The sequence below is a fragment of the Pseudoalteromonas obscura genome, from assembly GCF_030135505.1.
Classification (GTDB): domain Bacteria; phylum Pseudomonadota; class Gammaproteobacteria; order Enterobacterales; family Alteromonadaceae; genus Pseudoalteromonas; species Pseudoalteromonas obscura.
Genome location: NZ_JASJUT010000013.1, coordinates 39383 through 63256 on the forward strand (window position 1 = coordinate 39383; position 23874 = coordinate 63256).

Below are 23874 nucleotides of genomic sequence, written 5' to 3' on the forward strand. Positions count from 1 at the left end.
GCCATTCTAATTTAATCTGCAATTATTCTCCACTCTTACCCATATATTTCCGTTTGTTTTCGTAAAAGGAACGCCCAATACACGGAAAAATGTCTTATTTTTTCTTTATATTGGAGAAAATATGCGTATTTATTATTTTTGACATGCGACTAAACTAAGTAATTAGTAGTAAGTAATGCGGCTATAGAACTTAACTTGCTGCACTTCAACTCGTTTAAGCTGTTTCGTAAGGTGCAAAAGTGTTATGTTGTGCCAGATTGAAGATTACGTAGGATAAACAATGGCTAATAGGTGGATGCTTGCTGTTGCTGGCGCTTCTTTTCTGACCTTTCTTAGTGGGTGTGAAGAACCGTTGACATTAGCAAAGGTATGTGAAGAAACTCCAGGTTTTTGCAATGACTTAAATAAAGACAGTCACTGTAAAGAAGAAAGAGCATCTTTAATCATAGGCCGCTACATAGAGTACAAAGACCCAACAGATGAAAACAAGTATCAACTTTTAAAACAGCTAGAAGCATATAATGCATGTGTATCGCTGGCAGCCCAAATCGAGCACATCAAACTAAAAGAGAAAACAACGTCTCGTGTTGAAGGTCACTTAACCAGTCTTAAAGAAATGAATCGCATCTATCAGGATACAAAGCAAACTTCTCACCCTGGGCTGCTTTACTATCATTGGTCAAGAAACAATAGCCAATTTGCTATGAATAAACTGTTGCGCCAAGAAGATGAGCCGTATGTGCGAGAAAGCCAAGAGATTCAAATGTTCTTAGCAACCTATTACGCAAAGTTTGATGACGACAAAACAATCGACTTTCTGTATCGAGTTTTGGAACTAAATCAAGCTGGCCAGACGCCAGACTTAGAAGTGTACAAAGCGCTGGTTAGTATTTTCTATAAACAAAAGAAATATAAGCACGCTTATACATTTGCAAGAATCGCTCAACTCTCCGGATTTGAAGAGATTGACATTATTGATATAGAGCATGAACTGACTTCAAGGGGTAAGAGTATCGGCGTATTGGAGCAGCTGGCGCTTAAGACCCGAGAAGAAATAGAAACAGGCAGGTTTCTATCTCCTCGTGGCTAACTAAATAAAGGTTTTAAGCTTTCTTATTTAGTTCGGATGTGACCTGTGCAAGGCCAACTTGAGAAATGCGCGTAACGATCTCTTTTTGTTTCGCGCTCAGAAGAGATATCCCCTCTGCAACAAGGTCATACACCTTCCATTTACCATCTTTTCCTTTACGAAATTTAAAGTGCAAATCAATATCAGGCCCCGCACTTTCTTTGATCACCGCTTTCACCGTAGCATATTTACTATCTTTTGGTGCTGGAGCTTGCTCAAAGACGACCTCTTGCCCTTTATATTGCATAAGGGCACTAGCGTACGTAACTTCGAGGTAATGTGTTACCGCATTGATAAATTCAATGGCTTCTTGACGTTTAAGCCCTTTAATATGCTTTCCTAATAACTTTCTCGACACAAATCGTGTGTCGATATGTGGCATTAATCGTTCTTTAACAATACTACGCATTTCCTTTGATGTTGCCTTTCCTCCTGCATTGACTTTTTTTATGTCAGCAAAGAGCCCCTCACCTACTTGATTGATTAGCTGATAAGGTGTCTCATTGGCTACAGCCATCGTTGAGCAAACAAGTAGAAATAAAAAGCTGATGACTTTTTTCAATTTTAATTCCTCTAAAAAATTTACGCTTCACACGGCTCAAATGTGAGAGCTGGTTTATTAATTCAATTACCGCGTCTATTGGCCTGAATAACCTAGTGTGTATATTACGGTTTTATGATCTCAAAAGTTGTCAAAAATTGTATGGGATTTTACAGAATGATACATTCTTCCCAGCAGAATGGACCGCTCAACGCCTGTTTTACGTTCACGACCACTGCTTAATGCGCCAAAAGTTCTACAACAAAAATTTAGTACACTGATTTTATTGACTAAAAACTTGATATACCGGTTGCAAAAACAATTGTTACGCTTGCAATATTTTGAAATATTTCAACACGCAAAAAAGGGGCGAGAGGATACAGCGACTAACCTTAATACTTCCTTAACGCAGTCTGCACCAAACCATTACTGGAAATCCATCGCTGAATCTCACCGAGTGATAGCGGCTCACTGATATTGTAACCTTGAATATACTTACACCCTTGGTTGGCCAGATACTCAGATGTTTCATCATTTTCAACTCCTTCAGCAACCACTGAACAGCCCAGTCGCTTCGCTAAAAAAAGTGTTGTTTCAATGATGGCACGATCTTTATCCTGAGAAAGACATTGAGTGACAAAAGATTTATCTATTTTTATCTGTGAAATGGGCAGCTCTTTAAGAATTGAAAATGATGAAAAGCCAGTTCCAAAATCATCAATACTCACCGAAAACCCCATATCAATGAGATGCTCGATCAATGTTTTGGTTTGTTCAACGTCTGTCATCACCATACTTTCAGTTAACTCAAATATAATCCTTTGCGGATCTACATTTTTACTACTCAGCTGTGTGTTCAAGACATTAATAAGGTTTTTACCTAGTAGATCCTGACACGATAAATTTATATGTACCGTCAACTTATCATTTAACTTTAGAAGCAACTCGATATCACTAAATACAGTGTTTATCACATATGCACTGAGATACTTTATCATGTTGTTCTTTTCAGCTATTGGAATAAAACGCTCTGGCAAAATATACTCGCCATCCTCAGATGGCCATCGAACTAAAGCCTCTACACCATGCACTTTAGAGTTTTGCGCATCAACAATTGGTTGATAAAAAACTGTTAGGTCCCCTCGTGCTAGAGCCCCTTTAAAGTCGTTGAGCATATGAAATTCAGAAACTACTCCTTGATGCAGGGTTTTATCAAATAGGACTAAGCTTTGCTTGCTTCTTTTAGCTGCATACATTGCGATATCTGCTCGCTTTAAAAGCTCAGAAGAAGATATGTCCTCACTCACAATGTTCAAGATTGCACCTGAGCTATATGTTACATCTACCGCGGTATGCTCTACGACTAGCCCATTGTGTAACGCACTTAATATGGCGTTGTTTTGGGCAAAAAGCGCAGGCTCATTGCGCGCTTCACTGACAACGGCGAATTCATCGCCACCAATGCGAAACAGCTCACTGCCAGGTAACAGACTACTTGAGATAGCTTGTGAAAATGCCACTAGCAATTGGTCACCAAAGTAATGCCCCATCGCCTCGTTGATCTGTTTCAAGTTATACAAATCGAAGATCACAACAGCAAAACCATCACATTGTTTTTTTCTCAGCTCTATACATTTAAAGCATTGTGCGCGGTTTTGTAGTTTGGTGAGGTGGTCATGTTGGGCGTTATACTTTTCGAGATCAAGGGCTGCTTGTAGTCGCATTAAACTTACCTTGCCCAAATTGACGACCACAATGACAAACAGTCCACCCAGAGCAAGTATCAAAGACAAGGCTAAAACCACTCGCGAACTGTCTACGCTCAAGTAAACGTAGGCTGCAAAGCTTGTATAACCCAAAGTAAAAAAACAAATAAGTGCAAGCAGCAACCACCATCCTTTAGACTGTGCAATGCGACATATTTCTATTGCGGGCTTTACTGAAAGCAACAAAAAAGACAGCCCCATCAGTATTAAGCAAAGGCTAATAGTTTCCAAAAAGAGCGCCTATAAACAAAACCTGACTTTAGTATAGTTTAATATTCATACTCTGCCGGACACTTACACTGGCACAACGACTTAGCTCATGGCGCGTGCTTGAGACGAATGTAGAGTCGGTCTTTGATCGTTATACAGCGTGTTTTTAAATCTTTTATATGCAGCTCAAAATCGGCGACAGCATTTTGTTCCATCGCGGTAATTTGCTGCTCAAGTACACTGTAATCAGCCAGTAGTTTGGCAAATTCGTTGTCTGTTAGCGCCAATTCAGCAATTTTGTGCCTAAATTCAGGGAGTTCTTTGATTAAATTACAACTTTTCTTACACATATTGAGTTCCTGCTTTATTGAAATATTGAAGGTGCTGACTTGAAATCACACAGCACTATTTGAATCAATATGCCCTTACCTAATCAGTCACTAATTATTTATGGTGTTGCGTTCAGCTTGGTAAAGTCCAATCCCGACAATTCAAATACTAAGCAGATATCCATTTAGAGTCTTGATCTAACGCAAATTGCACGCTTCTCAACATACTGAAAATCATGATTAAACAGAGTGCTTTAAGCCGTATTGCAATCTGTGTTGCTCTGACCTCTTATTTCAACTAGCCGCTTGGGCGCAATTGTTGTAAAATGTGCGCGTTTCTAAGCAAATCTATACTGTTATTTTGAGGAAAACCTGTGAGCGAACAAAAACAGTCTCTGAGCTACAAAGACGCAGGCGTTGATATTGATGCGGGTAACGCATTGGTTGAGCGCATTAAAGGCGTAGTGAAAAAAACTCGTCGTCCAGAAGTTATGGGTGGCATTGGTGGTTTTGGTGCACTATGTGAACTTCCAACAGGTTACAAAGAGCCTGTGCTAGTTGCCGGTACTGACGGGGTTGGTACTAAGCTTCGTTTAGCCATTGATCTGAAAAAACACGACACGGTTGGTATCGATCTTGTCGCAATGTGTGTTAACGATCTTATTGTACAGGGCGCTGAACCGCTTTTCTTCCTAGATTACTACGCGACAGGCAAGCTGGATGTAGATACTGCTGCTGACGTAGTTAGCGGTATTGGTAAGGGCTGCGAGCTTTCTGGCTGTGCTCTAATCGGTGGTGAAACAGCTGAAATGCCTGGCATGTATGAAGGTGATGATTATGACATGGCTGGTTTCTGTACTGGTGTTGTTGAAAAATCTAAGATCATCGACGGGACTAAAGTTAAAGCAGGTGACCAATTAATCGCTCTTGCTTCAAGCGGTCCTCACTCAAACGGCTACTCATTAATCCGTAAAGTATTGGAAGTATCTGGTGCTGATACAAATGAAGAATATGCGGGTAAACCCCTAGGCGAACATTTACTTGAGCCTACTCGCATTTACGTTAAGCCAATTCTAGAGCTTTTAAAAGACGTTGACGTTCATGCCCTTTCACATATCACAGGTGGTGGTTTCTGGGAGAATATTCCTCGCGTACTACCTGAATCTGCAAAAGCAGTGGTTAAAGGTGATAGCTGGGAGTGGCCTGCCATTTTCAACTGGCTACAAGAAAACGGTAACATCAGCACTCACGAAATGTACCGTACATTCAACTGCGGTGTTGGTATGATCTTAGTAGTACCTGCTGAAAAGTTAGCACAAAGCCTAGAGATCTTAACAGCACAAGGCGAAAATGCATGGCACATTGGTGAAATCCAAGATGCAGTTGAAGGCGAAGAGCAAGTTGAAATCCTTGGTGGTGCCGAGTAATGGCACCCACTCGGATCGTTGTATTGATCTCTGGTAGTGGCTCTAATTTACAAGCAATTATTGACCACTGCCAAGCTGGTAACATTAATGGTGAAATTGTTTCCGTCATTAGTAACAAAGGCGATGCTTATGGGCTTGTAAGAGCTGACAAAGCAAATATAAACACTCACGTTTTAAGCCATAAAGACTTCGATAGTCGCGAGGCTTATGATGAACAGCTGGCAAAATTAATTGACTCTTGTAATCCAGATTTAGTTGTATTGGCTGGATTTATGCGTATTCTAACCTCTGGCTTAGTGCAAAAATTTAAAGGGAAAATGTTGAACATTCACCCATCTTTGTTGCCTAAGTACCAAGGGCTGAACACCCACCAAAGAGCAATTGACGCAAATGATGCGTACCATGGCGCTAGTGTTCACTTCGTAACAGAAGAATTAGACGGAGGTCCTGTTGTTGTTCAAGCAAAAGTTGCCATTTTGCCTGACGACACAGCGGAGACACTAGCTAAGCGGGTACACGAACAAGAACATGTCATTTATCCTTTGGTGGTCAAGTGGTTCAGTGAACACAGACTAACAATGGAAGCAGACTATGCAGTTTTTGATAAACAACCCCTTCCAGTGCAAGGCGTCGATTACAGCTAAAATAAAAATCCACAGCGCTTTGCTATTTGGCTTAAGCGCTGTTTTATCTTCTTCCCTTCATGCCTCTACGCTCACCGAATACACAGCCGAGTATAATGTGCTACGAAAAGGAAAAATTCATGGCAAAGCAACCAGAGAGTTTATACAGGTTGCCGACAATACTTATGCGCTGAGTTATGAGACCGATGTGAAGTGGATGATATTCACAGAAAAACGTACAGAACAAAGCTTGTTCAAATTTGAAAACGGCCAAACTAAACCACTCCATTATAGCCTTAATCGAGAAGGCACACGTCCTGACAAGAGCTTCAAAATTAAATTTGATAGAGAGAACAAACAACTGTTTTCAAAAGAGCAGGATTACCCACTCAAGGTCGAATGGGATGAATCACGACAAGACGTTCTCTCCTACCAAAATCAGCTCCGTAATGAGCTGAAATCTGGCAAAACCCAATTTAGCTACCCAATCATAGATAAGAATGGCAACGTTCGTATGTATAACTTTAAAGTAGTGGGAGAAGAAACCATCACACTACCGATTGGCAATGTTAAAACCATCAAGGTAAAACGTCTTTATGACAGCAACAAGCGCCATGCAATCGCTTGGTTTGCGCCACAATATGACTACATGTTGGTGCAAATGCTAAAAGGAAAAGACGGCGTTGAGCAGTTTCAAATTCAAATGACAGCTCAAACTATTAAGCAATAATTAAAACAGGCATTAAAGCAGGTGCAAAAGCACCTGTTTTATACTTTCTCACCCAATTTGAACAACACTGACTGCCCAGGTTCCATTTTCGTCCACTCTTCATCATTGGTCAGTGGTCGAGTAGCAATCACAGTTACAACGTCATTGGGCGTGGTTTCTTTTTGAAAATCAACAACCATATCTGCATCGATTAACGTTGCTTTGCCAAAAGGCGCTTTACGCGTGATCCAATGTAAGTTATTGCTGCAGTATGCCAACACAAACACACCGTCCGTCAGCAACATATTAAACACGCCTTTTTCTCTTAGCTGATCAGCTAATTTGGCGGCATAGCGAAATACAGCTGCCATGTTGGAGGGCTTCTTAGGGTATTTTTCACGGATTTTGTCTAAAATCCAGCAAAACGCAAGCTCGCTATCGGTATTGCCAACCGGCTTATAGTACTGCGTTTTCAAATCTTTATAATTCGATAGTTGCCCATTGTGTGCATAAGAGATCTCTCTTCCCCATAGCTCTCGTGTAAAGGGATGTGTATTCTCCAAACATGTTCGGCCCCGATTGCCTTGACGAATGTGACTTATCACAGAAACACTCTTAATTGGGTAGGCTTTGACCAACTTAGCGATTTCAGACTGACAACTTGGTTCAGGATCTTTGAATGTGCGACACCCTTTACCTTCGTAAAAAGTTATCCCCCAACCATCTTTATGAGGCCCTGTATTCCCACCACGCTCTAATAACCCTGAAAAACTAAAACAAATATCTGTCGGCACGTTAGCAGACATCCCGAGGAGTTCACACATAATTTATATATCACTTATATAACAATGAATTACGGAATTTTTATTTTTTAAATTACCTACTTGGTCACACTTTGGGTCACACTTTTAACTCTTGGGACTCAAAAACTGCAACGAGGTAACTATTGTCTTCTAGTTCAACAAGTAACACAACTGCAAAAATCTGTTTTTGGTGCAATTGCCAATGGACATTTTTATTAGCACCCAAAATAACTACGTAATAGCCTAAAAGACTGTGTGTTACTTTTTCAGCTCTAATTTTTGTTACTCTTTGAATTAACAGGTATTCTCTCCTCTTAAAATATCCCCTTAAAGTTTCATCACCTCACGAAATTCGTTTAACCCTATGTTTTATCTATGTTTATTAAAAATTTACATTGCTGCTCTCGCTGCGATAACTGTAAAACACTGCAAAAAACCGCGATCTTTTCAGATCTTTGATCAATTATGATGCGTAGATTCTGCGGGGTCTGGCGGTAAAAACTACACAATTTAAAAACTGAAATAAAATTGCACCACAAAGTGCGCAGGAGGGTGAGGAAGAGTGCGGATTTCGTGACACGGTTTCTCTGTGGTGCAGGATTCCGTGGCGTGAATGGCGCTGGCAAGTATAGACGCGGTTGACTGTACTGCTGACAACAAAAAGCCCGACACAGGGCCGGGCATAAGCTACTGTGGTAAGTTACTTGGTGATGGGGTCTAGTCTGGCTTTTTGGTCATCCGCCTGTGATGCATGGTCATTAAAATCACCCGCCTGATCAGGTGCCGGGGTTTTGTCAGGTCCCGCTTTAACACCGCTGTGCGTATGGCTGGCGCACGCAGAGGCCAGAGCACTGACGGTGGCCATCAGCGCAGAGAGTAGCGTCAGCACATTCTCACTGTCACTGCCTATCCAAGTTTTCGGACTGCGGAAGTCCTGCTCTGCTCGAGCAATCACCTGGCGTGTCTGGCACTCCAGTTTAGCGATCTCGCCGATGATGTCTGACAGGGATTTGTCCGTGGTATTGATAAAATTGCCCACTTCGTCAATGTGCTGGGATACTCCCTCGCGCACCTGGGTGCGTACCTCACCCACTTTGATGGCGGGTAAGTCCCAGCCGAACGGCAACACAGTGCGAATAAATGGTTTATCCGGGCGGCCATATGCAAAGCCAATTTCAACTATGCTACCTAGTGCGGGCGGGTCGAGTCGTCCAGCTTTATCGCCTGCGCCTGGCAAAGGCAAGGGCACTGCCTGCAATGGCCGTGATGCCGTATCCGTGCCATGCTCATCAATGAGCTGCACATCAACCGCATAGCGTGGATAAAAAGGGTCACTGCCGCGCTCGCCGTCTTCGGTGGGCAGCTCTGGCAGCGCCAGCACTCGCCCCCATCGTGGCAAGTGCAGCTGATTAGTCAGCTCAGGGTAGAGCCTGCGGATCACCCGCTTAATGATACTTTGCATTACCACCTCAACGTCATCTGTGTGCCCTGAAACTCAACCCCCGTGAGTCGGCGTCCATCAACCACCGCGTGCGGTCTGAGCATTGGCGCGGCCACCATTTTGGCGCTGTTCCCGGCCTGCTGGTCGGTCATCAACCCTGCCGGGATAAACCCGGCTTTGTCGGCCCAGAAGCTGTCCTGATAGCTGCCCACATATACTTTGCCATTGCCTTGCTGATACCAGACAAACTCAGGCACAGCGAAAGCGCGGCCAATATTTTCGAGCATGGCAAGCCCGGCACCATCTGAGTAAAAGCAGGCTATCGCCGTTTGGGTATACTTTTTGTCAGGTAGCACAAACTCGATGCCTGTTTGTTCGGTGATGGTATCCGTCACCTGTCTCATGGAGGGGTGCCTGAGCATCACACTGAGGTTATACGTCAGCGCATCTGACCACTCACGACAAAACAGGACAAACCAGCCCGACTCGGCGGGGATCACCCGTTCAACAAATCCGCTGAACACCCGGTCAAGCTCACTGCCCCAGCCCAGATCAATGCGCACCGGGGCCAGTGGCTCAACCGGTGCATTGACGGTGATTTGGCAGGTGCCTGGTGCGCCCGCATTCAGCACAATCCAGTGGTCACGCGCCCGGGTCTGGGTATGGTTTATCGTCGCACGCATGATAAACCGGGCATTAGCCGTCATGCTCCCCCTCCCTGAACTGGCTCAGGTGCGCCGTCAGGTGCGCCTGAATATTTCCATACTTAATGTCATGCCCGCTTTGCTCCTGGGGATCAGTTTTTGCCTGCCGCTCTTCGATTTTCTGTGGCACAGAGCGGTATTCCGCTAGCCCAAAGCTGACAGCCCACTGGCGGGTGCTTTCCTGCTCTACCGCTTCAATTTTGCCGCTGAATCGCACCTGCTTAATGCCCAGGGCACTGGCGGTAGGATTGCTTATCCTGTATATCACCCGCGCCCCATTGTCCGCAGCTTCAGCCAACGAAAACAACTCAGACAGCGCCGCACTTTGTTCAAAGTGCAATAAGCCACTCACGGTCAGGCGCTTGGCCTTGATCCCCGTTTCCGCCTCGTCGGTATTAGACGTCAGTCCGCTGACGTCCTCACTGGCCAGCATCTGGCTGGCCGTGATACGCAGAGACTTCAGGGTTATCTCTGTCGAATTCAGCGATAACGACATCACGCATAATCCACATTTAAATAATTCTTCCCGCCACGCCCCATATGGTCTATTGTTTCAAGTTCAGCAAATAACGTGGATTCAGTTTGATTCATTTCACTTGAAGAGACTGAAACAACCAGTACGCCATCCTTAACATTTAAACCAACATTAAAAACGGGATTACCAGGCGAACTCACCTCATGCTTTGTTATTGATGACGGCTGTAAATGTGCAGTAAATGAACCAGAAAACCCATTCATCACACCACTAAAGATAAACTCTTCATATGTGATCTTTGAACTTGCTCCGATTGCCTGATCAACAATTCCGTATAATTTTAAATTTGCTAAAAAAAGCGATACCATTTCAGCATTTTCGCCCCTCACAGATATTGAGAACAAGTCTATACCACTTGTTATATCACCTGTTACTTGACCAAATGTTAAACTTTTCCCTTTCTCACCTTTGCCAAGAATGCCACAACCTAAAAAATTTGATACTGACATACTTGGGGCGCTCATTGCACCACTCGACCTTACACCACCGGCCCCAAATGTTCCCGAATCAGAATGTATTTCTTTACTTCTCACCTGCTCAACGTTTAATCTTTTCGCTTTAATGCTGTTAGCTTTTAACCCATCAATTTTTAACGGATTAAAATCTATAATAGCTAACTCTGCGCCAGGGTTATCATCATTTGGTGCGCTATTATTTAGCCGTGTGCCCAAACCATTTAAAAAACAAACAATATAGCTACCTAAATCTTGAGGGTAGGATATTCGTCTTGAAAGCAAGGTCTTCTTAACGGGGTTATCAATATCTGATATATCCCAAGATACAGTTTCATCGTTGTCTGGATCATTAAGGTCCGTGCCATTGCATCCGATAAGGTAATTTCCACGTTTTGTAAACGATGATAAATTGAAATCAAAAACTTTAATTAGGCTCGGTGTTTTCGTCGAAACATCAACTGCACAAACTCGTGAGGTATGAGCATACCCACCGACATACAAAACATTATTTTCAATTACTCCATATCTAGCATATTTAATCTCTGGTATCGCTGTTTTGCTCAATATTTTCGGATTACTATGATCTGACAAATCAAAACAAGTTAGGCTATATTCAGGACTGTCTGTGGTCGAGCCTATACACCATACTTTGTTGCCATTTTTAATCATCTGAACCAAAGAGACACCATTACTGCTCAGATCAAAACTTTTCATCAATACAGGGGTTTCAGGTGAATTAAGATTATAAAAATCTATCCGGCCATCCCAGCCAGGACAACATAGTACCCCATTAAAAACATGTAACATTTGCAAGGTTGAAGCTGTTGCACGGTCAAAACTTCTTATTTGAAAAGGGTTCTCAGGATTTGCTACATTCCAAACATATATTTTTGTGCTAAATGAACCTAAATATAATATATGACCATGTTTAGCAATTCCTCTCACTCCCACCCCTGCGATACCTATATTTTGACTACTTACCCTCTTCACATTTGAAGGATCTGAAATATCAAAAATATCTAATTTTGATAAATGCGAGTTACTTGAGTCATACGAGCCTTTTGAAATTGAGTAAACATAGTCATCATCTACAACAAACCAAGTTGGATTAATTTGGGAAACAAAATCAGCTCCCAAAACTCTAAAATTGCTTTCAGTAGTATTGCGTTCTGCAATATCAGAAACCTTTGACTTGATGGGAACGGGAACCCCGAGTTGCTCACTGAAATAATAATCATCATGCAGAACTAAACATCTATTAGTTCCCGCAATCTCATACACGTTTTTATTATCTGCAATCAAACCAGATTTAATGTAAAATTTTGCGCCGCCGTTATTTTGGTCATGAACAGCAGTGTGCAACACGGCTTTTCTGGCTTCCATTTTATTAAGGTATGACTCAGACTTCTGCCCTAAAGCGGATAAGGCATCATTGATTGTATTAAAGGCGATACCGTAACGATCATCCCGAAAATCAAATAATTCTCGCAAATCTTCCACCTGATTTTCCGCCGTAATACTGGCCAGCTTAACCAGATAGTGCATTTTCCCGCTTGCATCTTCATTGTCTGTTAACTCTTCACTGGTAATTCTCAGCTGAACTTTCGGCGACCAGACACTCGAAGCATCCGCATCAAAGCAGGCATCAACATAAACAAACTTGGGATAAGCATCTGCAATGAGCATGTGTGTTTCAGTCAATTCGATGCGCAAACCATTGGCGTAGCCTACGCCCGGTAGTACAGCAAACGTATTTGCTGCCCCACTCATTGATACTTTAAAACCATCATCAATGAATGAATCTACACCATTCAAGTCTTTTGCTAGATTACGTGTAAGCTCATCCATCCCCGCCAAACGGGCGGTAAAATCTAACTGCCAAGTCTCTGGCGCAACATCAATCCCAGTTAGCTCCGCAATACCCGAATATTCAATGCCGAAATTCCTGTTTAGCGTATTCCCTGCCGCCCCAGCGGTAGTCGATGTCTTTGGGGTGGTTGGCACATGGTTAATTGCAACCAGCACATCATTGACTGACGAATATAAACCCACCCAATTAAATTCAAATGGGCCAGTGAGGCTATCCAGCACCGTTGAATACACAACCACATTGTCATTGATCCGACCAACCTGCTGAACAATTTGCTGATGCACTACATGTTCCGAAGGGATTGCCTCGTCACGACTGATCGGCGCAGTCACATCCTGCCCAGGTATATTCGCAAAAATAAATGTGTCGATATCCAACTGCTCATTAGCCTGCGCCTTTAATGTAAATAATTTTTCGCCCGCAGTGGTTATAACTGATGCCATAATACATCCTTTTTTAATTCCTGTTCGCAATACTAAAGTGCGATTCGTGGTCCATGGTTGCCAGTCCCAGCTTGGGTATTAAATTATCCGACAACCTCGCAATGCCAGTTAACGACTCATGTTCAAATTCGGTTGGTGGTGCAACCAGCGGCATGCTGGCAATGGTCACATACTGATAACGACGCGTCGTCCGCCCGTATTGTCTGCACAGGTTGCCTATCAGCTGGTGCCGCTCAGCCAGATCGGAATCGAGCAACTGCAAACTCACCACATCCCAGTCCACCTCGCCTAACCGCTCATCAATGGTTATCCAAGGTGTGCCCAACTTTTCGAACATAAAATGCCAGCCTGCGGTGCTGCCCGCACCTTTGGCAAACTGCAACGCGTATTTAACCCGGATCCGATAGGTTTGTTCTGACTCGTTGGCAAGCGGCGTAATATCCCGCTCCCACGCCAGCAAATGGACCAGTGCCAGTTCGGCGGTCATGGGGTCCAATTGTCTGGCAGGCCATGCCAGCAAATCACTGACACGCGACCAGAACCGGACGGTGCCTTTGCGCAGCTTATCCAGCTCACTGGCCGGGCGGGCCAGCCAGTACGGTAAACGGGTCATGGTCTCCCAATTCATAGCGCCCCCGTGTTGCCATTGGTGACAGTCAGCGCGCCTATTCGTGGCACGTTGATTGCGCTGCTGATGTCCCCCTGTGCCCAGCTCAGCGAGTTAATGCCCTCAAACTGGTGGTGCAGCTCCTGCCCCAGTCGGCTGAAGCTAAAGCGGCTCTGCGGGCGCGTCCGGGTGGCCTGATAGTTGGTATTCTCACGAAATGCACAGCGGATAAAGTCCGCGACATCGGCCAGCAAGGACGCCACCTCGTCGTCAAGCAAATAGGTATGTGGGTAGATGGTCACCGCCACATCCACATCCACGCCCGGCATGGCCATCACCTGAAGATCATCACCGTGGCCGTGGAACCCTTTGGCCCCCACATACTCGTTTAATTCGTCAATCAGTGTCTGGCTCGGTGTGCCGGTATCGAGCAAAATCAGGGCGTTGGCGGTGCCGGGTCCACGCGGCGCATCATGCTCAAAATATATATTGTCCGCGTCCAGTCCGCTGCGCGCTGTCAGCATGGCCCGGTATACCGCGTCAATGTGCCAGGGGGTCGCTGCGGTGTAGGCATTGCGGGTGCGCTGTTTTAACTCGTCATTACGCTCAGGGTCGGCCCCGGGTACATCAATCCAGTCCTCATCATTGCGCACCTGGCTTATGCCCGTAACCGCAGCGGGTAAAATATGGTAATACCCCTCGCCCAGGTTATAGGCCGCCCCCGCCTGCTCAGCGACTACCGGCACCAGTATGCTGGCATCGCCTTCGGGCAAAATCGCGTCATCCTGGGTAATAACGCGGTAAACCGTGCCGTTGATTAGATCAGTCTGAACAAGGGTGCCTGCACTAATGAGCAGGCTCGGGCCAGTGCTGGCTGCGCGAAAAAATCGCACCGTGCCCTGTGTCCTGGCCTCGCTTTTACGCGTCAAACCATGCTCCCAGGCTTTGGCCTCGATGAATGCATCATCGGTGGCGGTTTTTAAAAACAGATTGGGCAGCACTTTTTCAACCAGTAGGGTGTTCACAATCCAGGTTAAAGGTTTGGCGACCAGCGCCCCTACCAAACGCCAGAATGGCGAGTACGGAGAATCATTAATCACCCCGCCTTCTTTTTGTACATCCTGTTTAAACAGCGCCAGCCAGCCCGCCTCGGTGGTCGGGATCCCGGCTTGCTCTACAATGCGTTTAAAATCAATTTCCGTCATGGGCACCCCCTGTAAATTTGGTGTGTATGTCGCCAAAATCCAGCGTCCGGGCAAACACCCACCAGTGCCCGTCTGTGCCCTGCTCCACCCGAACAGTGCCGGGTTTGATACGCGGGTCATCCTCTACCAACAGGGTGATGCGGGTGTGTGTATCTCGGGTCACGCTGCTCTGGCGGTCTCCGATCAGCAAGTGCGCCAATCCGCTGTCTAAAATCGCATGGACCACATCCTGTGCAATCACGTCTCGATCAGCCAGATAGGTCGGGTTTGCGCCTGCATCCAGCACCACATCCCCGTTTTTGATGTGTAAATCACGAAACAGGCTCACGCGTGCATCTCCACAAAATTGAGGTAACTGGTGTCGCCTTTTTGTGGGTAGACATTGACGGCCCCGACATGGGTGGATTTTTGGTTATTGGCCTGTGCTATTTGTTGCGTAATGCCCCCGGGTGTCACTGTGCTTTTGACCGGTTCAACGGCCTTCACACTGGGCAACGCCGGGGACGCCCTGGTGACGTCAATGTCTACGCCGGGGATCAGGTTGAGCTTGTCAATTATCCAATCCAGGGTACTGGTAAAGACCGTTTTAACGCCTTCCCAGGTGGCAGCAAAAATACCAGACAACGCCTGCACCCAGCCCCATTCGCTCATGGTGGCTTTGAGGTCATCCCAGTAATAAATCAAGCCCCCGACGGCTGCGACCGCCGCCGTCACCCCCAATACAATCAGACCAATGGGGTTGGCATACATGGCAATATTGACCGCCAGCATCACCGAGCGCAGCGTTGCCAGGGTGGCGCTCAGGCCAGCGGTCGCGCCGCCCCATACCATTGCCCCCATTGACCAGGCGGTCATAGCCATGGCACTGGCCCCCATCACAACATTGAGCAGGCCACCAACCATCACCAACCCGGTCACACCCAGGGCGGCATACCCCAGCCAGCGGGTCAGTGTCGGGTACTGCTCCGTAAACCCGATCATGCTCTGTCCGGCATCCGCCAACATGCCCATTAAATCATTAAATGCGGGCAACAACGCCGCACCAAACGCCGCACGCACCACAAACCAGCTCTGCGCCAGGCGCTCGCTCTGCACGGTCATATCCATGGCCGCCTGTGTCGCCGGGTCCAACCCGTCAACATTTTTAAACCCGTCAATGCGCCCCTTCAGTTGGTCCAGCTGTTTAATGGCGTTAATGATCAGCAATGAGCCATCACCCAGTCCGGCATCATCTAACAGTTTCCAGGCCTGGTCGCCAGACAGGCCGTCCAACATCGGTTTGAGGGTGTTTAACACATCCACCATGGGCAGCATCTGCCCGTGGCTGTCGGTCAGTTTGACGCCTAACTTGTCCTGCGCGGCGACGATGTTTTCAAGGTAATTAGTGTACTGGGTGACTGCATCGCCCTGGCCCATCTGCTGGTTGAGCATGGTCAGTACGGCAAATTGCTCTTCCAGCGGCACGCCCAGTGTTGCGGGCAGTGAGTGCATGCCATCTATCATGCCCTCGATGTCATCCATCTGGGCACCGAACTCGGTTTTAGCAAACGCGGTCATTCCGGCAATGCGGGCAATAAACTGATCATACCCCTGCGCACTGGCCAGCTCGCCATAGTTGCCCACAATGTTTTTAAAATAGCGGGCGGTGGTGTCAGCATCGGTGGTCATGACCATGGCCAGCGTCGCCGAACTCTGTGTGATTGAGGCAATCGCCCCTTCAGAGGTTTCCCCCAGTACCCGGCGCATCTGCTGCGCATGACCTATCACATCCACCGCCGATTTGCCGTATTGCAAGGCAAAGTCCATGGCGGTGTCGGTCACGGCCTGCAATGCCGAGTCTGTCAGCCCCACCCCTTTGGCCTGCCCCAGGGCTTTGTCAATTTCCAGCGCAGGTTCCAGCGCCTCATATAAGGCAAACCCGCTGGCCGCGATACCTGCCACCCCGGTGGCCATTTTCATGGTACCCGCCTCATAATCAGCGGTCAGCACATTGAGCTGTTGCCCGATATGGGCCACGGGTTTGGTGATCTGATCAATCAACCCAATGGTAAACATGAGCGGCTTAGGTAACACGATTAACCTCCAAAGGCCTTGTTCACACCGTTTGCTATCAAGTTCAGGGCGTCTTCACGCTGGCGCTCATACAGCCAGGAAGCACGCGCGAGGCTCAGTTCGCTGTCATCCTCGTGCGGCAACAGGTGCCGCCGAATGGTCAGTAACTGTTCCAGGCCGTTGCTCTCCATGGCCTTAGCCAGCGCTGCTATTTTTTTACGCTGATCTCAATGGTCGGGGCATACGCTGAACTCAGCGCCGCGTGAATTTGCACCACGGCGCCCGGCACCGTATCAAGCACCGCTACCAGCGCCTCTTTTTGCGCCTTATCAATGGTACGCAGTAGCATGGTTCGGGCGGGGCCGACCTTATCGTTTGGCATCACGCTATTGAGGTAATCATTGTGATCGCTGAGCGTTGGGGCAAAGGCAAAGTCTGTGCCTGCCACGGTCACTACAATATTGTTGTCGCTGTCTTTCATTTTTCTTTCCTGCTGTTAATTAACATTTCAATTTGTTTAAAGCCCTGTTCAAGCTGGCGCTCCATGCGGTCGCCCAGCTCCCGGACATCACCTTTGGTGGCATACTGCTCTGCCACATGGGTCTTGTAGTCGGACAGTGCCCGGCGGGTCTCCGCACCACTGTTAAACAGATGAACCACCACCGGTACGGTGACCATCAGCACCAGCGAGGCAACAGCCGCAATGGCCATGATCCAGTTTGGGGTTTTTGATGCATCAGCCATAGCCACGCTCCAGGTAATCGGCTTCCTGACGACGTCGCGACGGATACCGGTCACCAAAATTGCGCAGCTCTCGCACCATGTCCGCGTAACACAACGTCGTGGCAAAGTGCCAAAATCGCGGGCACCGGCTGGCCAAATCCCCATACTGATAGGCCACCGACGCAATCACGGTCTGCGCAGGCTCGGGCAGCTGCTCAAAAGGCGTTATCGCCGCCCGGTCAAAGCGCTGGATCAGCAATTCCGTGGTCCGCGCTTTGGTGCACAGATCAATCACCTGCGCATCGCTGGCGTTGATAACCAGCGGCGAGTCAGCCACGGCCCGGGTTGCCGCCTCGCCCGTCAGCCCGCAATAGGGGCTCAACAGACTGGCAATGTAACCAGGTAACAGCCAGCTCAAATCCATTTTGGAGCGCTGACCAATGTCAAAGCCGGTCGCAATGGTCACGCCTGAACGAGACCCCGCCGCATCCGGCACATACCCCGTCAAGTGCTGCCCGCCTTCCAGGCCCGCAATAAACGCATAATTGATATTGAGTGCCATGATTACTCCCTTTCACTTTGGCAGCGCACGCAGTGCCGTACACCCGGCACACACTCGCGCCGGGCAGGGGGGATCGCACACCCGCATTCAACGCAATGGGTTGCGCTGGGCACCATACGTGCCCGGGTTAATGCCTGTGCGTCAATAAACTGTTGCTCTGCACGGGCCTGCTGGTTAACCACAAAATCTAGATCATCCATGTACTAACTCCCGTTACTGCGCTATGCCGCTGGTTTCATCGGGGCGCAGATAGGGCACTCCGTCAATGCGCACGAAATCCGGACTGGTCACATCAAACGGAATTTTAAACGTGCTGGCCTGTCCGCCCTTGGTGTCAATGTCCAGTAAGTCGCTGAGCTTGTACCGACACCCGAACGCCTCCACCTTCAGTTCATCTTGCCCCGTCTTGGCGTAATACAGGATGTCTATTGGCTCAACCGCACGCCAAGAACCGGCGCGTCTGGCCTCTGCCACAAACAATTCAAAATTACTGGCGTTGACCACCAGTTCGCCACTGGCTGCGACATCGCCGTCGACGTACCCATCTGGCACCCCTGCGGTCTGGCTCACTGCACTGTTGTCGGTAATAGTCAGGCTGGCCGTCATGACGTTAATCATCTGGTCGCCTACCATCACACTAAAATTCATGCCTGATAATCTCATGCTGTTCTCCTTATTCGTTGCTCAGGTCCAGCATGATGTTCACGCTGATGTCTTTGGGGCTGTTGTAGGGTCGAACGACCATGTAAATGGCGACTTTTTTATTTGTCGGCCAGGTAATGCTAATGTCCCCCTCTTTGGGCGGGGTGATGTCTCCCGGGAACACGACACCATTGATTTTGACGGACTTGCTCATGGCTCTAAGCGGTCGCATAAAATACGTTTTGTTCATTTCAATGCTCGCCGGGGTCGAGTTCAGCGCCCTATTTGCCACCCGCCGGATGGCCAGTACGCGCACTTCGCGGCTGGCTTTATGGACTGCACGCAGGTGCTCAAGGTATTGATAATCACCACCGATAGCATCCAGTGTTTGGGCATTGCTCCAGTATGTCCCCTCAAAATCTGCGTAGGTCTGCGGCACACTAAAGCGGCTTGTGGCCAGGGTATTGAGGGTGGCCAGTGACAGCACCGCCCCATTTTTGTCTTTGGGCGGCTCACCCAGCCCCCGTACGCTGCCGGTCTCCACTCGCATCGGGCTATCTGCGATGCTGACACTATGGTCACACAGCCGACCGGCCAGCACGCCCAGATTATTCCCATGCAACTGCGGCACAGCCACCACTAGGTGCGCGGCCAGGTTATTTTGCAACGTGGTACATGCGGCCTCGTACTCGGGCCAGCTTTGGGTCTGCTCATCAATGCCCGGCACCGCAACCAAGGCACACATAAAGCGCCCCCGACTGGCCTGTTGTGACACCATGAGGGCATGGATATCGTTCAGCTCAGTGGGTTGCGTCATTTCAATACATACCACCACCATTTCAAAGCTCTGCGCAGCGTTGGCGTGTTCAATGGCCTCTGCCAGCGTTTCGTCTGCGGCCATGGGGTACACTGCCGCTGTCCAGTTCTGTCCGGCGTTCAGCTGCGCGGCTTTGACTTGCTGGCGCAGTGTACTGTCTTGCAACACCGCATTTAAATCGGTCTGTGCGCCGACGCTGAACAGCTGGCTTTGTTCACCCTCGCCTGCGGCCCGTCCGACAAACAGCACGTGCCGCTCAATGGCTTTAATGTCGCCCTGCCCCTGATTTAAGTTGTGTACCGCTACCCGTCCTAGTGCCATGGTCTTATCCTTTCATGTCCTGTTTTTTGACCTGCCAGCCATAATTAATACCCTGCATGGCTTGCTCAAATATCTGTTGTTGTTCCTGCGCTGTTGTCCCTAAAAAGCTCCGCTCAGGTAATTTGACCTGCCAACTGGCTTTTTTAGGTTGTGTGTCCTCGCCCTGCAACGCTGAGATAATGACCCCGGCCTGTGCAAAGGTCAGGTTATCCAGCGCCCACTGTTTGGTGATCCGCACCCAGGTGCCGGGCTTATGCCGTTTCTTTTGCGCCTGCTCGGCTTTGGAGAGCAAACGCATGCCCCGCAGCCGAACGATGTATTTAGCCTGCCCGGGTGTCGCCGGACTGTCTGCCTTCAGCCCTTTGCGTGCCTGATGGCGCATAAGCCCAGCTTTGTGCCTGGCTGCGCTGATGGTCAGGTTTTTACCTGCCTCATGCGTGCCCGCTATCACCCCGGTGTGATATTTGCTTTTGCCCCGGTGAGCGCGCTGAAAATACACACGGGCCCCATTTGGGTTGCTGCTAATGACCAGTGCTTGCGGCAACTGACGCAGCATTTTTTTACCGCGCTTTTTACCTTTGCGCGCTTGCCAGGGCGTCCCGTCCGGGGACTGTTGTTTTTTGGCATTGGCCCGGGCACGCTTTCGTACCTCATTGGCCACCCGCCACATCAGGCGTTGCCGTTTTTTGGCGGGCATACACACTATGGCTAGTTGAAGCTGTGCGCTGTCCAGGCCGCTGGCGGTGATTTTCAGGCTCACTGTTCAGGGCCTTGTGTGTGCAGCTCGGCTTCTTCTGCCGTATTCACCGGGACCAGTGCCACCCGGTAGCGCTGGCCCTGATATACCAGGGGACCGTTTTCATCGGGTAATAACTCGATGTCATCTACCAGCTCCAGTTCAATGGTCACCTGTGCGTGGTCATCGCTTACCACCTCAATATCCAGCTCCGGGTCATCGAGTGCCAGATCATGGCGCTGCGGGTCGTGCTCTGCCACCCAGGTGGCCAGCAGGCCCAGCAAGGTGTAGGGGTTTAGCCGCTTATGCGGAAAACGCTCAATCTGAATGACTGCACCATATCGCCATTTCGCCAGCAAAAACCCGGTCCCAAGGTCATCCCCGCATAGCATCAGCGTGCCGCCGCTTTGCCAGCCGTCCAAGTCATTATTTTTGATGAACGGTTTCATGTTGTTCATCAAGTGCAAACACACCTGATCCAGCTTTGAGACCGTCTGTGTCATAGCGCATGCACTCCGGCGCGGCCCAGCCCCAGCAACAGCCGCATGCTTTGGTTCGAGTGTGCCTGCAATGCTGTGACCTGCTCGGTGTCGTTCCCGGCGTCTTTTTGGTCCACCGCGCTAAAATAGCTGACTAACTCCGCATGTGTCCGGCTGTACACCGCTGTCCGGTAAACACTGGTCTGAGCCACCGAAAACGCCGGGGCATCCCCTGCGAACTCAAACGGTAAGCGGCGCGTTAATACGGCGCGGATGATCTGCTGCTGCACTTCCATCACGCTGCGATTCAGCGCATCCCCGATCACCGTTTCGTCGTAAAACTCCGGGATGCGCCGGTGTTCCCTGCACTCTCCGGTGCTCAATGGTGGCCAGCCACTGTCTGTGTCTATTGCCACGCTGTTTTGCTCTACGCCACTGAAGCTAAATGCCATCGCATCGTCCTTAATCTGGGGTCAGTGCTGTTAGCGTCACCGTGATTTTTTTAAAAGTCACCCTTTAAAACACTCAGCTAATGCACTGGAGGGTTGAGAGCCTGTGTGCCCCTACTGCGCCTGAAGGTCAGCCAGGGCCCGAATTCTCATTTCAATTTTGTTTCTTATCGTCTTGACCTGGGCGTGCTTATGCAGCTCTGCCGCTTTGGCCAGGTAGGCATCCGCCTGCTGAAGCGCCTGAAGGTCGCCAATGTGCGACGGTTTAACGTCGCCGTTTTTGTCCCTGAGCAGCGCCAGCCCGGCAAATTTGTAATATTTTGCCGTGACTTTTTCAGGCAGTTTCCAGCGATGCACAACCAGTTCAAACACCTGGCTAAAATAGGGCTCCACGCTGCGGCCTTTTTCGCTTTGGTCCTGACACCAGTCAAACACCGTGTCAGACAAAAACCCCGGCCACCCGCGTTTGATTTTCGGTGGCGTTGGCTGGTCCAGTTCGATGGCCCGCAAGGCCAGCTCAATGGCCCGCTCAAAATTGCCAATATCAAACAACCACACAACACAGTAAGCAAAAATGGGATTGTCACTGGCGTACTCCTTTTTACTCAAATACTCGTCTACGATGGGGACCCACTTGGGCAATAGCACATCGCGTTTATGGATCACCTTGTCTGCAATCCGGGCAAAGCCTTTGAGCCGCTTTAAATCCGTATCAAGTTCAACGAGTTGTAAATGCAAACTGGGCGCATACTCTCCACGGCCTGTCGCGCTTACTTTGTTTAGTTGCGCTTGAGCTAGGTTTTGCTCTTTAAATGCCAGAATATGCGCACCGCCCGTTACTTTTTTATGGCTTCAACCGTGTCTTTCAGATCGCATGTAGCACTTTCAATTTCTACTGCACTTTGCTCAATACTTCTAGCAGCGTCCGTTACAGCTTCTGCGCTGTCTTCTGCTTCACTGGCCGCTTGGTGCAAACTCGTTTCAAGCTGCTCAACTACTTCAGCTTGCTGCGAGTCATCCGTGTTTTTAACCATTAACTGGCAATCGTTTTCAATAAACTGCTCGGCGGTTTTAATTGCATCGTCTTCGCTACAGTTCAATACTTTTGCAAGTAACTTTAGCGCTGTACTTTGTTGCTCAGCCGCCGTCTGCTTTGTACTTACTTGTTGTTGCTGTTTCTTAGCAACCACGGAAATCAAACCCATTTTTTGTTCCTACCTAAAAAGGGTTAGGCATGGCTGCCCAACCGTGATTACTACTGCTGTACAGGGCGAGCGCCAATGTGCATATTTGCTTCATCCACCGCCGCATATACTTCGAACTCTTCTATGGCATACCCTTCGTTACGCCAGTATTTGTCCTCCAGCTGCTTGCGGTCTTCGACGTTTTCTGATTTGCGCTGTGACGTCCCCTTTTGGGTGTAGATATGCAAATTTTTGAGCGTCGTCACCACGATGCGTTTACCCGGAAAAAATGGCGGGGTAAAGGCAGATAAACCACCAATGTTTTTATCCATTTTTTGCGCCGCCACCTTTTCGGATGGCCTATCAGCCTGGTTCATCATATGGGTCTGGGCCGTAGCCGTCAGATCACTGCCCACCAGAACCACCAGACGCGGATCGCTTCTGAGACTCGGGTGAATGAGTGAGTTTTTCAGTTCAGTTACAATCGCATCGAGCGTTTTATAATCTCCCCCGCCATCCGGGTCAAAATAAATGTCCGTGGTCACGATTTGCGTGGGGGCTTTTTCTTTGACTATCTGGTGCCAGCCCTTATTCACATCTTCGCCCAGTGGGTTCGCTGTCGGGTCCGATGTTTCGGCCACACTGATCCCGTTAAACCCAACGCGCAGCATATCTAGTGCAAAGCGCAGCGTGGCATTTTGATTAATGAGTTTCATAAACTCATTTTTGTTGCCCGCATTCGCCCAGACACTCAGCATCGCCCAGGTGATGGCAGAGCAGGAGTCTGTTTCCGTCAGTTCATAGGTGTGTCCGCCAACATCCTGAGTGCTGACAAATCGCCCGCCTTTTTTACGGCCCGTGGCAATGCCATAATTACCAACCTTGACCACCTGCCCTTTAAGCTGATCCACTGGCATGGTGGTGATCATTTTGAGAAATTCGACTGATTCCAGCAGCGCCGCGCGCAATTTGGTCTCCTGCGGCGCAGAAATCGAAAATTGCTGGCTCACATTCGATACGCCGAACGACTTGCCCAGATCTGCCGCATAGGTCTGTAAAAACTGTTGTGCTTGCTGATTGAGTTGCATTGTTATGTCCTTTTATGAGTGCCG

Annotated in this window: 30 protein-coding genes; 5 read left to right on the top strand and 25 right to left on the bottom strand. The window is 48.4% G+C overall.

Translation table 11 applies throughout. The features are described 5' to 3' along the window. Positions 1-280: 280 nt before the first annotated feature. On the top strand, positions 281-1090 hold the full coding sequence (locus tag QNM18_RS22805; RefSeq protein ID WP_247687217.1) for a DUF2989 domain-containing protein: 810 nt from the start codon (positions 281-283) through the stop codon (positions 1088-1090). A 13-nt stretch (positions 1091-1103) separates the two neighbouring features. On the opposite strand, the gene QNM18_RS22810 is transcribed toward QNM18_RS22805, so the two are convergent. From QNM18_RS22810 to QNM18_RS22820, 3 genes are all read right to left on the bottom strand, one after another. After that, entirely contained in the window at positions 1104-1646 is a 543-nt protein-coding gene (locus QNM18_RS22810) for an MlaC/ttg2D family ABC transporter substrate-binding protein (protein ID WP_211009453.1), read from the bottom strand. Positions 1647-2062: 416 nt separating this feature from the next. Then, positions 2063-3667 carry a putative bifunctional diguanylate cyclase/phosphodiesterase gene (locus QNM18_RS22815; protein ID WP_247687215.1) on the bottom strand — a complete coding sequence of 535 codons (1605 nt, stop codon included), beginning with the start codon at positions 3665-3667 and terminating at the stop codon, positions 2063-2065. A gap of 86 nt (positions 3668-3753) precedes the next feature. After that, positions 3754-3996: a YdcH family protein gene (locus QNM18_RS22820; RefSeq protein WP_211008983.1), complete on the bottom strand. Its 243-nt coding sequence runs from the start codon at positions 3994-3996 to the stop codon at positions 3754-3756. A gap of 353 nt (positions 3997-4349) precedes the next feature. Here QNM18_RS22820 and purM point away from each other — a divergent pair, with 353 nt between their 5' ends. Genes purM through QNM18_RS22835 form a run of 3 tightly spaced genes read left to right on the top strand, consistent with a single transcriptional unit; the run spans position 4350 to position 6755 of the window. Beyond that, positions 4350-5402, top strand: a complete 1053-nt coding sequence (purM, locus tag QNM18_RS22825; RefSeq protein ID WP_211008982.1) for a phosphoribosylformylglycinamidine cyclo-ligase — start codon at positions 4350-4352, stop codon at positions 5400-5402. Next, positions 5402-6046: a phosphoribosylglycinamide formyltransferase gene (gene purN / locus QNM18_RS22830; RefSeq protein ID WP_284138517.1), complete on the top strand. Its 645-nt coding sequence runs from the start codon at positions 5402-5404 to the stop codon at positions 6044-6046. The genes purM and purN overlap by 1 nt, the downstream gene beginning before the upstream one ends. Then, on the top strand, positions 5994-6755 hold the full coding sequence (locus QNM18_RS22835) for a DUF3108 domain-containing protein (protein WP_284138518.1): 762 nt from the start codon (positions 5994-5996) through the stop codon (positions 6753-6755). The genes purN and QNM18_RS22835 overlap by 53 nt, the downstream gene beginning before the upstream one ends. A gap of 38 nt (positions 6756-6793) precedes the next feature. Here the strand turns inward: QNM18_RS22835 and QNM18_RS22840 are convergent, their stop codons facing one another. Both QNM18_RS22840 and QNM18_RS22845 read right to left on the bottom strand, forming a co-directional pair. Further along, positions 6794-7558, bottom strand: a complete 765-nt coding sequence (locus QNM18_RS22840; RefSeq protein WP_211008979.1) for a class II glutamine amidotransferase — start codon at positions 7556-7558, stop codon at positions 6794-6796. 679 nt (positions 7559-8237) lie between these two features. After that, positions 8238-8609 (bottom strand): hypothetical protein, encoded by a 372-nt coding sequence (locus tag QNM18_RS22845; RefSeq protein WP_284138519.1) that lies wholly within the window; start codon positions 8607-8609, stop codon positions 8238-8240. 4 nt (positions 8610-8613) lie between these two features. On the opposite strand from QNM18_RS22845, the gene QNM18_RS22850 reads away from it, so the two are divergent. Next, a complete protein-coding gene (locus QNM18_RS22850; protein ID WP_284138520.1) occupies positions 8614-8853 on the top strand; it encodes a hypothetical protein in 240 nt (79 codons plus the stop codon). Between the two features lie 145 nt (positions 8854-8998). Here QNM18_RS22850 and QNM18_RS22855 read toward each other — a convergent pair whose 3' ends face one another. From QNM18_RS22855 to QNM18_RS22950, 20 genes are all read right to left on the bottom strand, one after another. Continuing rightward, positions 8999-9685 (bottom strand): hypothetical protein, encoded by a 687-nt coding sequence (locus QNM18_RS22855; protein ID WP_284138521.1) that lies wholly within the window; start codon positions 9683-9685, stop codon positions 8999-9001. Then, positions 9675-10178, bottom strand: a complete 504-nt coding sequence (locus QNM18_RS22860) for a baseplate complex protein (protein WP_284138522.1) — start codon at positions 10176-10178, stop codon at positions 9675-9677. Before QNM18_RS22860 ends, QNM18_RS22855 begins: the two co-directional genes overlap by 11 nt. Next, positions 10178-12985, bottom strand: coding sequence for a phage tail-collar fiber domain-containing protein (locus tag QNM18_RS22865; RefSeq protein WP_284138523.1), 2808 nt, complete (start codon positions 12983-12985; stop codon positions 10178-10180). The genes QNM18_RS22860 and QNM18_RS22865 overlap by 1 nt, the downstream gene beginning before the upstream one ends. A gap of 13 nt (positions 12986-12998) precedes the next feature. Continuing rightward, positions 12999-13613 carry a hypothetical protein gene (locus tag QNM18_RS22870; RefSeq protein WP_284138524.1) on the bottom strand — a complete coding sequence of 205 codons (615 nt, stop codon included), beginning with the start codon at positions 13611-13613 and terminating at the stop codon, positions 12999-13001. After that, positions 13610-14797, bottom strand: coding sequence for a baseplate J/gp47 family protein (locus QNM18_RS22875; protein ID WP_284138525.1), 1188 nt, complete (start codon positions 14795-14797; stop codon positions 13610-13612). The genes QNM18_RS22870 and QNM18_RS22875 overlap by 4 nt, the downstream gene beginning before the upstream one ends. Next, the gene (locus QNM18_RS22880; protein WP_284138526.1) at positions 14784-15125 is read right to left on the bottom strand and encodes a DUF2590 family protein; all 342 of its coding nucleotides are present in this window, start codon (positions 15123-15125) and stop codon (positions 14784-14786) included. Before QNM18_RS22880 ends, QNM18_RS22875 begins: the two co-directional genes overlap by 14 nt. Further along, positions 15122-16870 (bottom strand): phage tail tape measure protein, encoded by a 1749-nt coding sequence (locus QNM18_RS22885; protein ID WP_284138527.1) that lies wholly within the window; start codon positions 16868-16870, stop codon positions 15122-15124. Before QNM18_RS22885 ends, QNM18_RS22880 begins: the two co-directional genes overlap by 4 nt. A 2-nt stretch (positions 16871-16872) precedes the next feature. Then, the gene (locus QNM18_RS22890; RefSeq protein ID WP_284138528.1) at positions 16873-17040 is read right to left on the bottom strand and encodes a DUF6890 family protein; all 168 of its coding nucleotides are present in this window, start codon (positions 17038-17040) and stop codon (positions 16873-16875) included. Positions 17041-17057: 17 nt separating this feature from the next. Continuing rightward, entirely contained in the window at positions 17058-17330 is a 273-nt protein-coding gene (locus tag QNM18_RS22895) for a putative phage tail assembly chaperone (protein WP_284138529.1), read from the bottom strand. After that, complete coding sequence (locus QNM18_RS22900) at positions 17327-17593, bottom strand: hypothetical protein (RefSeq protein ID WP_284138530.1); 267 nt, start codon at positions 17591-17593, stop codon at positions 17327-17329. The genes QNM18_RS22895 and QNM18_RS22900 overlap by 4 nt, the downstream gene beginning before the upstream one ends. Further along, on the bottom strand, positions 17586-18134 hold the full coding sequence (locus QNM18_RS22905) for a pesticin C-terminus-like muramidase (protein ID WP_284138531.1): 549 nt from the start codon (positions 18132-18134) through the stop codon (positions 17586-17588). The genes QNM18_RS22900 and QNM18_RS22905 overlap by 8 nt, the downstream gene beginning before the upstream one ends. A 2-nt stretch (positions 18135-18136) precedes the next feature. Next, positions 18137-18334 carry a TraR/DksA C4-type zinc finger protein gene (locus QNM18_RS27275; protein ID WP_349774898.1) on the bottom strand — a complete coding sequence of 66 codons (198 nt, stop codon included), beginning with the start codon at positions 18332-18334 and terminating at the stop codon, positions 18137-18139. A gap of 13 nt (positions 18335-18347) precedes the next feature. Beyond that, positions 18348-18797 carry a phage protein gene (locus QNM18_RS22915; RefSeq protein WP_284138533.1) on the bottom strand — a complete coding sequence of 150 codons (450 nt, stop codon included), beginning with the start codon at positions 18795-18797 and terminating at the stop codon, positions 18348-18350. 10 nt (positions 18798-18807) lie between these two features. Next, positions 18808-19914: a DUF2586 domain-containing protein gene (locus QNM18_RS22920; protein WP_284138534.1), complete on the bottom strand. Its 1107-nt coding sequence runs from the start codon at positions 19912-19914 to the stop codon at positions 18808-18810. A gap of 4 nt (positions 19915-19918) precedes the next feature. Then, positions 19919-20674 carry a phage virion morphogenesis family protein gene (locus QNM18_RS22925; protein WP_284138535.1) on the bottom strand — a complete coding sequence of 252 codons (756 nt, stop codon included), beginning with the start codon at positions 20672-20674 and terminating at the stop codon, positions 19919-19921. Beyond that, positions 20671-21153: a phage tail protein gene (locus QNM18_RS22930; protein WP_284138536.1), complete on the bottom strand. Its 483-nt coding sequence runs from the start codon at positions 21151-21153 to the stop codon at positions 20671-20673. Before QNM18_RS22930 ends, QNM18_RS22925 begins: the two co-directional genes overlap by 4 nt. Continuing rightward, the gene (locus QNM18_RS22935; RefSeq protein ID WP_284138537.1) at positions 21150-21581 is read right to left on the bottom strand and encodes a head completion/stabilization protein; all 432 of its coding nucleotides are present in this window, start codon (positions 21579-21581) and stop codon (positions 21150-21152) included. The genes QNM18_RS22930 and QNM18_RS22935 overlap by 4 nt, the downstream gene beginning before the upstream one ends. 111 nt (positions 21582-21692) lie before the next feature. Continuing rightward, entirely contained in the window at positions 21693-22316 is a 624-nt protein-coding gene (gene gpM, locus QNM18_RS22940; RefSeq protein WP_284138538.1) for a phage terminase small subunit, read from the bottom strand. Between the two features lie 98 nt (positions 22317-22414). Beyond that, the gene (locus tag QNM18_RS22945; protein ID WP_284138539.1) at positions 22415-22783 is read right to left on the bottom strand and encodes a hypothetical protein; all 369 of its coding nucleotides are present in this window, start codon (positions 22781-22783) and stop codon (positions 22415-22417) included. A gap of 50 nt (positions 22784-22833) precedes the next feature. Then, positions 22834-23850 carry a phage major capsid protein, P2 family gene (locus QNM18_RS22950; protein ID WP_284138540.1) on the bottom strand — a complete coding sequence of 339 codons (1017 nt, stop codon included), beginning with the start codon at positions 23848-23850 and terminating at the stop codon, positions 22834-22836. Positions 23851-23874: the final 24 nt, after the last annotated feature.